This is a genomic window from Pseudomonas sp. S30 (assembly GCF_016518545.1).
In the GTDB taxonomy this organism is placed as follows: domain Bacteria; phylum Pseudomonadota; class Gammaproteobacteria; order Pseudomonadales; family Pseudomonadaceae; genus Aquipseudomonas.
This window is the reverse complement of record NZ_JACVTO010000034.1, coordinates 1-12,612: the sequence shown is the minus strand read 5'-3', so window position 1 is coordinate 12,612 and position 12,612 is coordinate 1. Positions and strand designations below refer to the sequence as shown.

10 protein-coding genes and 2 pseudogenes are annotated in these 12,612 nt (G+C 53.5%); 9 read left to right on the top strand and 3 right to left on the bottom strand.

Going from position 1 to position 12,612, the window contains the following annotated elements; all coding sequences use genetic code 11:
* Positions 1-353 precede the first annotated feature (353 nt).
* The 9 genes and pseudogenes from IAE34_RS23615 (at position 354) to IAE34_RS23575 (ending at position 8,093) form a co-directional block, all read left to right on the top strand.
* Entirely contained in the window at positions 354-1,436 is a 1,083-nt protein-coding gene (locus tag IAE34_RS23615) for a hypothetical protein (protein WP_200141372.1), read from the top strand.
* A 1,053-nt stretch (positions 1,437-2,489) separates the two neighbouring features.
* A complete protein-coding gene (locus IAE34_RS23610) occupies positions 2,490-2,705 on the top strand; it encodes a hypothetical protein (RefSeq protein WP_095115901.1) in 216 nt (71 codons plus the stop codon).
* Between the two features lie 287 nt (positions 2,706-2,992).
* A complete protein-coding gene (locus IAE34_RS23605) occupies positions 2,993-3,196 on the top strand; it encodes a hypothetical protein (protein WP_200141371.1) in 204 nt (67 codons plus the stop codon).
* 413 nt (positions 3,197-3,609) lie between these two features.
* On the top strand, positions 3,610-4,110 hold the full coding sequence (locus IAE34_RS23600) for a Panacea domain-containing protein (protein ID WP_200141370.1): 501 nt from the start codon (positions 3,610-3,612) through the stop codon (positions 4,108-4,110).
* On the top strand, positions 4,097-4,456 hold the full coding sequence (locus IAE34_RS23595) for a hypothetical protein (protein ID WP_200141369.1): 360 nt from the start codon (positions 4,097-4,099) through the stop codon (positions 4,454-4,456). Before IAE34_RS23600 ends, IAE34_RS23595 begins: the two co-directional genes overlap by 14 nt.
* A gap of 341 nt (positions 4,457-4,797) precedes the next feature.
* Positions 4,798-5,515, top strand: a pseudogene (locus IAE34_RS23590) (tyrosine-type recombinase/integrase); the annotation flags it as partial.
* A 57-nt stretch (positions 5,516-5,572) separates the two neighbouring features.
* Positions 5,573-6,740, top strand: a pseudogene (locus IAE34_RS23585) (IS3 family transposase).
* A gap of 181 nt (positions 6,741-6,921) precedes the next feature.
* Positions 6,922-7,197, top strand: coding sequence for a hypothetical protein (locus tag IAE34_RS23580; protein ID WP_200141368.1), 276 nt, complete (start codon positions 6,922-6,924; stop codon positions 7,195-7,197).
* The gene (locus IAE34_RS23575; RefSeq protein WP_200141367.1) at positions 7,194-8,093 is read left to right on the top strand and encodes a TIR domain-containing protein; all 900 of its coding nucleotides are present in this window, start codon (positions 7,194-7,196) and stop codon (positions 8,091-8,093) included. The genes IAE34_RS23580 and IAE34_RS23575 overlap by 4 nt, the downstream gene beginning before the upstream one ends.
* 452 nt (positions 8,094-8,545) lie before the next feature.
* Here IAE34_RS23575 and IAE34_RS23570 read toward each other — a convergent pair whose 3' ends face one another.
* From IAE34_RS23570 to IAE34_RS23560, 3 genes are read right to left on the bottom strand one after another with little or no spacing between them, the layout of a single operon-like run.
* Entirely contained in the window at positions 8,546-10,495 is a 1,950-nt protein-coding gene (locus tag IAE34_RS23570; RefSeq protein WP_200141366.1) for a helix-hairpin-helix domain-containing protein, read from the bottom strand.
* A gap of 9 nt (positions 10,496-10,504) precedes the next feature.
* On the bottom strand, positions 10,505-11,275 hold the full coding sequence (locus tag IAE34_RS23565; protein ID WP_200141365.1) for a PP2C family serine/threonine-protein phosphatase: 771 nt from the start codon (positions 11,273-11,275) through the stop codon (positions 10,505-10,507).
* Positions 11,260-11,919, bottom strand: a complete 660-nt coding sequence (locus IAE34_RS23560) for a vWA domain-containing protein (RefSeq protein ID WP_200141364.1) — start codon at positions 11,917-11,919, stop codon at positions 11,260-11,262. The genes IAE34_RS23565 and IAE34_RS23560 overlap by 16 nt, the downstream gene beginning before the upstream one ends.
* Positions 11,920-12,612 lie beyond the last annotated feature (693 nt).

Genomic DNA, 12,612 nt, shown 5'->3' with positions numbered 1-12,612 from the left:
AGCGACCCATTACGCGAGAGTGGTACCTGCCTGTAGAGAGTGCCTAGGAGGGATCTCCACGAAAAAGAGCAAAACAAGGTGCTGATAGTTTTTCGTCGGGGTTTTGGCTGGATTGACGCCCGGCAGTGCACATTTTGCCGAACAGTAACCTACAATGCTGCCCGCCTTACACGAGGCGGATGCTCTCAGGAAACGCACCGGTCAACAGACCGCGCCGTTTTTGTGGGCGTCGCCTGTCGAAGAGCTCAAGCGGTAAGGTGCGAAAGGCTTGAGGAGCATCTGGGCTTAACCCAATCAAGCCTGAGGCAGCCACCGGATTACCGATCAATATCTGACAACGCAAAGGACTGACAATGAAGCCTCTTGTAATCTCAAATGACATCGAAGCACTGGATCTGCTCGAAAGAATTCTTGACGGAGAATCAAAACTGCCCGAGGTCGAATTCAAGAATTGGCCTAGATTTGAGATGAAAGTGGAGGGGGATATCTATAAGTCTACGATCACCCCAGACTTGATGAAAGGATTTTTAGAGCTCCAGACAGCAATTAATAAATCCTACGCGCTTGCAAGGTATTCAGCGTCTAGTCGTAACTTAAAAGACGCAGACAGAGAGGACCTTCAGCTAGTTCTGCAAGTAAAAGATGGTAGCTCCGAATTCTTTGCTAAACTCATCGAGCAGATTGATAAAATTGGTGATGCTTTCATGCAAATGGAATCCAAGGATAAAGTAAAAACGATACTAATTATCGGCTTGTTCGTTCTTGGGGGGATTTCCTATAACTCTTACCTCGACAACAAGGTGGAACTCCGTAGGCTAGACGTTCAAGCTATTACTCATGAGGCAGATCGCAATGAGCGCCTAGAAACGTTACGCCTTGTTGCGAAACAAAACTCTCCTGAATCCGAAAGAGCGAATGAAGTTTACTTCAAAGCAGTTGAGCAATATCCCGAAGTGAAGTCCATGGAGGGCTACGTTGCGCAGGCTTACGATAAGCTCTTATCAGGTGCCAAGGATGCTGACGCCGTTAAAATCCAAGGCAGACAGCTGCCCGGAGCCGTGGTAAATGAAATCAGTAGCAGCAAGCGTCAAGCCTCTATTGGTGACGTTGTAACAGGCGTTTATAAGATTATAGGCGTAGATCATAGTGTCGACAGTCATTATAAGTTTAAGCTGCGTGACGTGCTCCGTGGCGAAGAATTTTCTGCGACGCTTCCTAAAGATGGGGCGATGGTCACAGATCAAATACTTGATTTGCTGCAAGATGCAGAGTGGAATAACAAAGTCGTGTTGATGAAGATTTTGACAAAAAATAATCATGGCAAAATTATAAGCGCTCAGATTGAGAAGGTGACAGAGATCACAGATCAAGAAATATATAGTGACTCATCTAGGCAGGGTGCGCCGAGTAGCGCTTCAAAGATAGTAAAGAAATAATTCATAGCCCGGCCTCGGCCGGGTTTTTATTTGCAGTAGATTTCAGGTTCTGAGTTTCTAATACTCGCTGGGCGTTACAGGTGGAGTCGGCAACTATCTTGTTCTCATACACTTCACCGCCATTTCACCTTGCCCACTCTTTGACAGAATGTGAGACAGGCATGAGACGGGGGCTAGCGCGGCTTGAACGTCCGAGACCGGCTGCAAGGCCGTGCCGGTGAAATAGGCGGCCGGCGCCGTCTCACACTCAGGTGGTACTGGACGCTACTTTGACCACGCTTTGACGGATCACGGGCCCGGCAGAACGCGGTGGCGTCTAGTGCTGGGCGTCTGAGGTTTCCCGGCAATGAAGGCCGCCAAAGTTGAGGCCCTGGGCACGTCGTACCCTTGACAGGCCTAAGACGGATTCTAGACAGGCATTTGACGGATCGGGAGGCGTGAAATAGGCCTGAGCCTAGTCGTGACGCTGCCTGTGGCTCAATTCAAGCCTTCATCCCGTCAAGAGTTCGAAGGCGTTGATTCTGGACAGGCTCTGGACCGATTCAGGGCGCCAGCAGACGGCCACCAGGGTCGGGGAGCGCTTCGGGTGCGGCGTGCGCGCCGGTCGCGTCGACCAACAGACCAACGCCCGTCCAGAATGACCCGCATCCTTGACAGACCCCTGACGGAAATTCTTGACCAGTCTTGACGGATTGAAACGCTGGCGCTTGAGCAGGATCGGCTGTAAGCCTTGCTGTACAAGGGCTGGAGCCATATCCGAATGACCTGTGGGAGCGGAGGCCGTCAAGAATTTCCGCGCATGCTCGTCAAGGGAAATTCGGCAGTCACGAACCTGTCAAAACCTGACATGCCGGGCTGCGAAGTGGCGACCAAAGTGACCAAGCCTCGGTCGGTGGGCACATCGTGGAAGCGCAGGCCACCACCACGGATGAGGAATGGTGGAGATCACCACGCCCTGGCGGCAAAGGTGTCTCCGAGACGGAGATGCCCAGCGCATTTGCCAGCCGTTGCCGATCAACTATGGTTCCTCAACAACCCAGTGGAGTGCCATGGATGAAAGAGTTACGCACCGTCGCTGAGGTGCTCGAGCGCCTCAGTCACAACCAAGACGCACTGAGGGCCTCAGTGGAGGAGTTGGCCAAGTGGGTTGGCGAGCGGGGATCTGATGCCGTGGTGGGAAACGTCAATGGCGCGTTGGCGACCATGGATGACAACATCGATGCCGTGCGACAGGGAATCGCAGAGCTGGTGGCTGCGAGCGTCCGATAGCCTTGCAGAGCCGGCTGGCCAGCCTGGCGAAACTACCAATATCAAGCGAGTCGACGGCTTCTGGTGATCTCGCACTATGGCTGTCTCCACACTTCTGAGGCGTCGTCGTAAAAGTCTCGCCGGTATTTGGGTTCCTACGTTTCAAACGTAGGAAGTGGTGGGCCCTGACAGCGGGCACGAGCAGGTAACCGGGCAGCCTAGAACAAACCACCCGGATGCTGGGTAGTTATCAGTTAATCCGGTGCCCAGTTCGTCACGTTGAGCACCATCACTTCGAGGGCCACACCATGTCCGTTATTGACTGTGAGTATCTACCCGACCCGGAACCGATCGCCTTCCCGCCTGAGCTGGCACTACGGATCGTCAGGAAAGCCGCCGCCATGGCCGAGGCATTCGAGAGCAAGGCGCTCGACCAGATGACCATGGACGCCAGCAAGGCGCTTCGCGATGGAATGGAGCTGCGGAGGATCATCAGGCAGATGGGGCTGTAATTACGGGATTTCCCGTAATTGCCTGGCCGAGGTGTTGCTGTCATCGCAACACCCTCCGGCGATCAGCCATGGTCATTGGGTGGTGAAACGCCACCCTACTGTTTCGGGGGAGTGGTGCCGGCTATACACGACCCCCTGGGCATCGCTTAAACAATGGCTATACACAACCCCCCTAGCATCGGCTTGGTTGCATGACCAGCCCAGCCAAGCCCTCCGGTATCAGTCGGAATTGTAAGAGAAGGCTTACATATCTTCGGGCGCATGGCTTACAGATAGGGTTTTCGGTCATGCTATACTGTATAAATGTACACGTATTGACTGGTGTAGATTCTTGACATAGTGCTTGAAATCTTCATAATTCCGCACCATTTTGATAGGCAACAGACTATCAGCCAGCCAAAGGAGGAGTGGTCATGCTAAACAGCGAAGCCGTTGCCAACTACTTCATCCAGAAGTCGTTTGATTCGGGTGTTCCGCTTACACCGATGAAGCTGATCAAGCTCGTTTACATCGCCCATGGCTGGCACCGCGGGTATTTTTCACAGAACCTGATCAACGATGCGGTGCAAGCTTGGCGCTACGGGCCAGTGATTCCTGACCTGTATCAGAAGGTCAAGAAGTACGGTCGGAACAACATTTATGCACCCATCGAGTGCTATGGGATGGCTGGCGATGCCCAGAACCCCGTCCCCAACCCTCAAACGTTGCCGCTTTTGGACCGGGTTTGGAATTCCTATGCCAACTATGATGGAATTGCCCTCTCGGCGATGACCCATCAGCAGGGTACCCCTTGGGACCGCACTTGGCAGGCCTCCGGCGGCGACCAGTATCACGGCGCCATCATTCCGAACGATTGGATTGAGGAGCACTACAAGCACAAGATTGCGGTAGCTTCTCAGCATGCAGCAGGATGACCCATTTGCCGCCATCGGATCGGCGGCACCCCTCGAAGCCACCCCCCAAGATCTGAAGAAGGCGGAGAAAGAGAAGAGCGTCCTTGAAGACCCTAAAGAAAAGGTTCAAAAGGAGGTCCATTCCCTCGCCATTTTTGCTCTCAGATTCGGCGCAGTCCTTTTTGCTCTGTTGATAATGGTTAGGTTCTGGCATTTGGCCGGACCTAGCTCCATTTTGGGCGTCTGTGTGCGCTGGCTGACAGATACCGACCTCCAGTCGATGGATAAGATGCTTTTCAGTAGCGCCTTCGGTGGCCTAGTGCTGGGCTACCTGAAGGAAATCATGTCTCCCATCAAGAAAGACTGAGACTGCCTGGGCGTTCCTGCCTCTGATGTTTGGTTTTAGTCTTTCCGCGCTCAGTGCGAGAAACGGGGTACTTTTCGTTTTAGGTATATGTTTAGGTATACAGTGGTGGCTCTAGGTTATCTGAGGCCCTTATTTTGTTGGGCTTGAGGTGCCCGATTCGACTCCTGTCTCCGCACCAGATCCAGCTCCACTGCATTCCGCTGAATGCTTTGTAAGCCCTCTAAACCGGCCTTCTGGCCGGTTTTTCGTTTCCACGACCCTCCGTCGGGAACCAACAAAATCCCAATAACCGGGGGTATTTTTGGGGTACAGCGTCTTTCCTGAATGGAGAACGTACCCCTATGCCACGCCTAGCCACTCCGCTCAGCGACCTCAAATGCCGCACGGCCAAACCGCGTGATCGCGCCTACAAACTGTTCGACGGCGGGGGTATGTACCTGTACGTCGCGCTCAGTGGCTCCAAGACTTGGCGGCTGCGGTATTTCAAACCCAACGGCAAGGAAGGCACGCTGATAATCGGCAAGTACCCCATCGTTTCGTTGGCCGTCGCGAGGACCAAGCGCGATGAGGCCAAGGCTCTGTTGCTCGACAACCTTGACCCGATGGAAGAGAAGCAGAAGGCCAAGATCGCTGCCCAGCGGGCGAGCCTTCTCTTTGAAACCGTTGCCCTGGAGTGGCACGTCGAAATGTCCCGGCGCTGGACTGAGAGCCATGCCAAGACGGTGCTTAGCAGGTTGCGCACGCATGTATTTCCGCTGATCGGCCAGCGGCCTATCGCTGAACTCGACACCCATGATCTGCTTGAGGTCACCCAGCGAATCAAGGATCGCGGCACGATGGATGTTGCGCTGCGTGTGCAGAATTATCTATCCACGATCATACTGGGGAGCGAAGCGGGCGCGGCAGATCACTCAAAATCCAGCGCTCGATCTGGCCGGCTCGATTCAAGCGCCGCGTACCGTGCACCGTCCTGCGCTCTCGCTGAACCGCCTTCCTGAATTATTGAGCCGAATCGACAACTACACCGGTCGCGAGCTGACTCGGCTCGCAGTTGTAGTGGTCTACTAACCCCGGACACTTTTTTAGGCGAGAATGCCCGCCATACAGAGGTGTTCGATGAGCACACACGACGTACCTTCACCCCCGACTTTCAAGCGTGAGGCTGCCAGCCTGGTGCTCGACCAAGGCTACAGTTGTCCCGAGGCAGCCAGATCTCTCGATGTAGGTGAGAGCTTATTGCGCCGCTGGTTTACCCAGTTGCAGCTGGAGCACGGGGGCGTTACGCCCTCTGCCAAGGCGCTCACGCCGGAGTTGCAGACCATTCAGGAGCTTCAGGCCCGTATCAACCGGCTGGAACTCGAGAAGAAAATATTAAAGGAGGCCACTGCGCTCTTGATGGCCGAGGAACACGGGCGCAGACGTTGAAGTCGATTCGCCAGTTGGCAAAGCACTACCCTGTTCGACTGTTGTGTTCAGTCTTCGAGCTACCCCAGTCTTGTTATTACGCTCACTTGGCCCGGCGGCGTCATATCGATGTCCGCCGAGCGAACCTACGCAGTCGTGTCAACGAGCTGTCCAACCAAAGTCGTAGCTCAGCGGGTGGTCGCAGTCTGGTTGCCATGCTGCGGGATGAAAGCGTTAACGTCGGGCGTTTCAGAGTCAGAAGATTGATGAAGGAACAAGGACTGATCAGCAAACAGCCGGTTCTCATGTGTACAAGAAGACCACGGTCGAGCGACCCGACATTCCCAATGTGCTTGATCGCAAGTTCACCGTGGCTGCGCCAAACAAGGTCTGGTGTGGCGACATCACGTATATCTGGGCAGAGGGTCGGTGGAGCTATCTGGCGGTGGTCTTGGACTTGTACAACCGTAGAGTGGTGGGTTGGGCGATGTCCGCCAAGCCTGATACAGAACTCGTCGTCAAAGCGCTCGACAGGGCCTACGAGATGCGTGGCAGACCACAAGGCGTGCTGTTTCACAGCGACCAGGGCAGCCAATATGGCAGCCGGGATTTCCGCCAGCGGCTCTGGCGCTATCGGATGATTCAGAGCATGAGCCGAAAGGGAAACTGTTACGACAATTCGCCCATGGAGCGGCTGTTTCGTAGCCTGAAAACGGAGTGGGTGCCGACAGTGGGTTACATGACGACAGCGTTGGCCGAGCAGGACATCGGCGGCTACCTCATGCAGCGGTACAACTGGATAAGGCCGCGTCAGCACAACGGCTTCGTACCGCTGGCGGTTGCGGAAGAAAAACTCAATTCTGTGTCCGGGAATTGTTGACCACTACAGAGGCACAGCCCGAAGCCGACATTAACTTCGGTCTTCCAAGCCAGGCTCTCCATGCTGCTCTCTAGCGTGGGCTCATGGGCCTTGCCATCAAGATCCGGCACTGCCACGGGGGTCTCTCCACATGCACAAAATTAGTGATATCGTTCTGCAACCGTAGGAAGAGGTCAGGACCATGCTAAAAGGACTCGACAAGCTACAACGCCAGCTCAAGGATGCGCAGGAAGTGCTACAGCGGCTCGACGGTGATTTGTGTACCGTAAATTTCGATCCTCATGATCCTGCGAGTATTGAGCAGGCAGTCCAGCAGGTAGAGGCCGTCATTGATGAGGCTGTTGGTCGACACGGATCAAATCCGATCATCCAGCCGCTAGCAACTGAAATGAAAGAGCGCTATCGCTCAGAAATTTTGGACCGCGCTGCGGCCGCGAGGCTGGAGACCGATGAATGACGTATGTTGACCTTTTCTCGCAGCTCAATAACGCTTTATTAGACCTGCAAGGAGCGACTCCGCAGACGTTTGAACGCCCCCTGAAAAGAATCTCAGCACTCCTCAATAGCCCTGCCCTTGAAGAAATCAATAGCGCTCTAAAAAGCGGACTGGACTTAGATGGCTTTATAAAGACCAGCGAAGATACTGCGGGAAGCACGGTTGGGAGCGCAACGCTTCTATGGCCCGATGATCAACAGCAGACGCTGGGTCTAACGCTACTATTGGTTGATAAACTTGCAGCCGAGCCACGTTTTGCAATAGATTTTGGGCATCAATTCTTTTACTCGGGCAGCAAAATTATTGCTGGCATTCGAGAGCTAACGAGGCAATTGATAATCCCCTTCATCAGGGATTACAAGTTGTACGTTGAGACTAAAGGAAGATCAGAACCAGTATTGAGGTCACCTATGTCGAATAAAATATTCATTGTCCACGGTCATGACGACGGCGCGCGCGAGTCGGTTGCTCGCTTTCTCGAAAGGATAGGGTTCGAAGCTATCATCCTTCATGAGCAGGCCAATCAAGGACGTACGGTGATCGAAAAGGTTGAGGCCCACGGGGATGTCGGCTTCGCAGTTGTGCTGTTGACGCCTGATGACGAGGGCCGTGTTAAAGGAGGCGATTTAGAGCCTCGGGCACGGCAAAATGTGTTGCTAGAGTTGGGCTACTTTATCGGGCGACTCGGGCGCAGCAGGGTTTGCGCTCTTAAACGGGGCCAGTTGGACATACCTAGTGATTTTGCCGGTGTAGTGTGGGAGCGAATGGATGAAGCTGGCGGCTGGAAACAGGCTTTAGGGCGCGAACTACAGGCGGCAGGACATCCAGTCGATTGGAACAAGATCATGCGCACGTAAAACCTCTGTAGGAGGTTGAGCAAGCTCTTGAGAGCCTGCATGAAGCCAGCGGGCGGTGCTTGTTAGGCTCTACCTATCCTCCGGCCATGGAGGTTAGAAGACAATTTTCACAAAGAGGAAGGTTCAGGAATGCTTGCGAGGACTAAAATTTTACCGGTACGTTTATCTTGGGATGCCTTCAGGACAGCCTATTTAATATCAAGCAGGTCGTAGGCTCCTGTGATCAGTACCTTGTGAGCTCGAAGGGAGCTGATTTATTTTTGTGATGCTCGCTGATGACAGATAAATTTCTGCCTGTCCCGCGTTAAGAGGGGTTAAGGGGTGGTACTCGAATTAGTCTCTTGAGGGTTTTGATGTTCGATCGAGTCTACGGAAAAACATTTAAAGTTTTTGGGTGTTGTATTCCGACAGTTGCGTGGACTAGAGGAGTCGCTCGCGAGCGCTATTCAAAATCACACACAACAAGATAGATCTGCTTCTGCCTGAGCTAGTTGCTGAGCAGCGTTTTTAACGATAGGCATATGGTGTCGGACTGCATTATCATGCCGCACCTGGAACTGCTGAAGTTCCGCTAAGCCTTTACGCATCTGCTCTTCGATCTCCCTGGCGCGGTTTTGAATATTGCGCCTAACGTTGTTGATATCGTTCTGAGTGACTGCCTGTGCTGGGTTGAACTTGAAGCCTCTTTCAAGCCCCTTTCTCCAATCTACCAATGTACGTGTAAGTACCTCTCCAAAACCTTTTATCCGACGAACACGGTTCCACTCTACATCAGCCGCGGTTTCTATGCCGAAGCTACTGAGGGCTGCCCGCTTGGCTGGACCTATGCCGGATAAATTCGCCCGATCAATGAAAAAGGCCTCTAGGTAGCGTTGCCGCTGCCGCCTCTCCATGTTTTGACTTAATGCTCTGATGTCATTTTGCTCACGTACTGCCAGGGCGTCGAACTCTGTTTTGAGTTTTGATAGTGTGCCCCGCTTAAGGTGAAAGTTGTGAGGGTCCGCCTCTCGTTTAATCGACTCGACTGCATTGCTCCAAAGTTTCTGGGCATTGTTACGAGCGTCTGAACGAGTCCTGCGTTCGTTTTTGAGCTCGGCTGTTCCGTAATTCCAAAGACAAAAAATTAAAGATCCAGCGATGATGATGTATGACAGCGGTGGCCCTTGGAGGGCAGTGAAGCTAATAAATGCGGTAGCGACGATGACAAATACTCCGAATTTGCGGAGCGGGCTGCTAATAATTCCTGCTGGAAGTGGTCTGCCCTTTACGCTCCCCTTGAACTGATTAGCGTTGGGTATGGAAACATCCTCCGGTGCTGAGATCTTGGATATGGCGAGCCAGATGTCAGCAACTTTTACCGGCGCATGGTCTAGCGCTGAAGCGGTGAAAACTGATGCCGAAAGGAAATACACCACACCCGAGGCCTCTAGTGCGCACCACGGGCAAGCATTCAGATGGTTTGAGAAGACGTGCATACTGTTCGAGCACTTCCGCAGAGAGTTGCGGAGTTTGTCAAGCTCGTCAAGCCACTGTCTTGCCGTCGGACGCCTTCCGCTCCTTCCTTCTTCGGTAAAGGCGGACTCAAACATACTTGATAGGGCAGGGGGAACTAATGACAACGGTAAGGAATTTGGTGGTGCTGTCAGGTGTCGCTGAATTGCTGTCTTGGAGTAGGCAAAGCGCAGATGCTTTATGTTGTCCTCTAGTGAGTCCCCCACATTATCCTTCTGCGGCACACCTGCATAGGGATGCCTTCCACCAAATAGTAAATGAAAGATTAGGAGCGCGAGGCCGAAGGCGTCGTGATTGGTGGTTCGAGTGAGACCATTGAACGACATTCCTTGTAGCTCAGGGGGCGTAAAGTGGGAAACTCCGACTTCACAAAGGTGCACGAGATTTCCCTGAGTTAGCTGATATGAGTCGGTGTCGATCAGGGTCACAGCGGCGTTTTGGCCAACATACGCATTCCCGTGATTTACATCCCCCAGGATTGTTCCATGCTGATGCAGCGTGGTGAAGGCGGCTGCTGTATTCCTGGCAACAAAAAGCAGGAAATCCCAAGCACGTTGGGGATACTCCTGCTTGCGATGGGCAGGGCTATAGACGGTTTGAATCGGCGTCATACCTTCGACCTTCGCCATCACGAAGCCCACTACCGATCCGCCGGCTTTGGCGTGAAGGGTGTCCTGAGGCCATGCGGTGTACTTGAGCAGTTGCTCATCCCGCTGATGGGCCATATGGCGAAGCTTGGATTGCTTCGCTCCGTCTTGCGGCTTATGGTAGACCTTCGCTACCAGATGATTCACCCCCTCAATGGTATAGACGGACCCTTCGCCACCTTTGCCTATCTCTTTCAAGAGCTTCAGCCGCTGTCCGGCCGCGTTGTAGAGCAACATGGACATCAGTGCCCCCTAACCCCTGAGAACGGCTAGGGCGATGGACTTATCATCGTCGGTCCGTTCATTTACTTTTTCGCTTCCCAGAAAAGCGGCGAGTGCGTTAGGCACTTGCTTTCGCGCCTCGGGCTTCATTGTCCCAAGGACGTTAAAGAACGGTTGGAAGAAAGGCTCATGGGGGCTTCCGCTAGGTAGGTCGATCGCCAGATGCTGAAGCCCGTCTGAGAATGCTGCTGCGCGCAGTGTGATGCTTTGGAATTGCTTGCTGACCAGTGTACCCAGCGCATCCGGATCGGTGACAAAGTGCGTCATATTGGCATATTCGCCAGACATGGGCTGAAAAGCTAGTTCCAATCCGCTGCCTACATCGAAGACGATGCCACCGTCCCCAATTTGCAGGACAAGGGTGCCTAGTTCAGAAGACACCAGGCCGAGGAAGGTACAGGCATAATCACGGGCGGTGTGGCCCGAACCTTCGGCTCGGCTGTAAATGACCTCGCGTATCCGCTTCACAAGTTCGACAGCTAGCGAGTCGTCAAGTGCAAACTCGGGTTGATGCATGAGGGTGGTTATAACCTCGTTAGCAGTATCAACGGCCAGCTGAGCACCGACATCGGCAAAACTCGCACTGCCTGCGCCATCGGCCACGAACATCGATAGCCATGGGCGAGTGCCTTGAAGAGTAATGGCCGCGCTACATCTGTCCTCGCAGACACCGTTGCGCTCAATGTGAGAGGTGCCGACTACAGCGGCGCTGGCATACTCCCAAGTTAAACCTCTGCCCATCCGGTGGGTGCCTCCAGCTTCACTGCTGTCCCTGGGGTAGACTGCGACACGCTCTTCATCGATGCCGACAGCCACTGGAAAAGCTCGCGAAATTTCAGCCCTTGGAGTTTCAACGGCTCGCGAACGCTCAGTTGTGAGAGCACATCAAAGTTTGCACCTTCAACACCTACAGCGAAGAACGCGAACTTCTTGGCAGCCTCACCCTCTCTAATCGCGGCAGCAGCAGCTCGCCACTCATCCGTGGGACTACCATCAGTGATGAGAAAAATCCACGGTCTGAAAAGCGAAACCCCTGCAGCTCGAATTTGCGCTTTACGGCTCTCGAGCATGTCCAAACCGATGGTAATGGCTTGACCCATTGGGGTGTCGCCTTGCTCCACTAGGTTCGGAGGGTAAAACCCATCGACAGTGGTAAATGGCGTCTCCACTTTTGCTGGTCCGAACGTGACAATGCCGACCTCCACGCGTTGCATTGCGAGCGAATCGGCAGCGAGTTCGTCCTTGAGTTGCTGTAGACCTGAGTTCAGTTCAGTTAGCGGGCGGCCACGCATGCTCACCGACACGTCCAGAAGGAGAAGGCAGGGGACCCTTGGCTCCGGGTTGTCGGCGAATGAAACGTCGTTGAACAATATTTGGTCTGTCATGTGAGCTCTCTATTGAAGGGGGAACTCACGCATACGACCCGTGAATCCCTTTCCGGCTAAGCAAGTGGGTTCTAGTCTTTCAGTAATAAGAGATAAGGGCAATATGCTAGCTCAGCAGCGGATGAGGTACTCGCCCCCCAGGCCACAGTCGGGTCTGGCTCAAATCGAATGCAGGTGCTTGCCAATCAGGGTCAGACTGATTTTTGACCAGTCTTCGGGTCACGGGAAATTAGGGCACATTTCGAGATCAGCATTCCGCCGAGTGGGAAAGCTCAGCGGTGGCGTGTTCGGTGGTGATAACCATGCAGGAGCGGAGCCGCAAAGCTGACTGATCTGGGGGGGCGGCTTATATTGGTTGGATGATGGTGACTACGTGGCGTTTTCTGCCGCTCCCCACCTAGCATTTGAAGCGGGTGGTCGTAGCCCTCACTGGTGCCAAAAATTCCCAGTTCGATTTCACTGAAAGCCATAGATGGCTGATTTATTCATAGATATCCTATGAGGTACATCAAAAAATCCACCAAATTCCAGACTCGGGAAAACCGAACCCTCACGACCAATAACCGTCCGTCTGTCTCCGCACCAGTTTAGGTTCCAGCGAAGGCCGTTCAAATCTCTGGAACCCCGTAAAACCCGCCTTCGGGCGTAATGCTGTTCACTTAAGCATTTGAGTCCGAGCCAGGGTTTCTAGAA

Excerpts from the sequence above, each read along its gene's own strand:
- IAE34_RS23615 (WP_200141372.1), top strand. The coding sequence starts at position 354 with ATGAAGCCTCTTGTAATCTCAAATGACATCGAAGCACTGGATCTGCTC.
- IAE34_RS23610 (WP_095115901.1), top strand. The coding sequence starts at position 2,490 with ATGAAAGAGTTACGCACCGTCGCTGAGGTGCTCGAGCGCCTCAGTCAC.
- IAE34_RS23605 (WP_200141371.1), top strand. The coding sequence starts at position 2,993 with ATGTCCGTTATTGACTGTGAGTATCTACCCGACCCGGAACCGATCGCC.
- IAE34_RS23600 (WP_200141370.1), top strand. The coding sequence starts at position 3,610 with ATGCTAAACAGCGAAGCCGTTGCCAACTACTTCATCCAGAAGTCGTTT.
- IAE34_RS23595 (WP_200141369.1), top strand. The coding sequence starts at position 4,097 with ATGCAGCAGGATGACCCATTTGCCGCCATCGGATCGGCGGCACCCCTC.
- IAE34_RS23580 (WP_200141368.1), top strand. The coding sequence starts at position 6,922 with ATGCTAAAAGGACTCGACAAGCTACAACGCCAGCTCAAGGATGCGCAG.
- IAE34_RS23575 (WP_200141367.1), top strand. The coding sequence starts at position 7,194 with ATGACGTATGTTGACCTTTTCTCGCAGCTCAATAACGCTTTATTAGAC.
- IAE34_RS23570 (WP_200141366.1), bottom strand. The coding sequence starts at position 10,495 with ATGTCCATGTTGCTCTACAACGCGGCCGGACAGCGGCTGAAGCTCTTG.
- IAE34_RS23565 (WP_200141365.1), bottom strand. The coding sequence starts at position 11,275 with ATGGGCAGAGGTTTAACTTGGGAGTATGCCAGCGCCGCTGTAGTCGGC.
- IAE34_RS23560 (WP_200141364.1), bottom strand. The coding sequence starts at position 11,919 with ATGACAGACCAAATATTGTTCAACGACGTTTCATTCGCCGACAACCCG.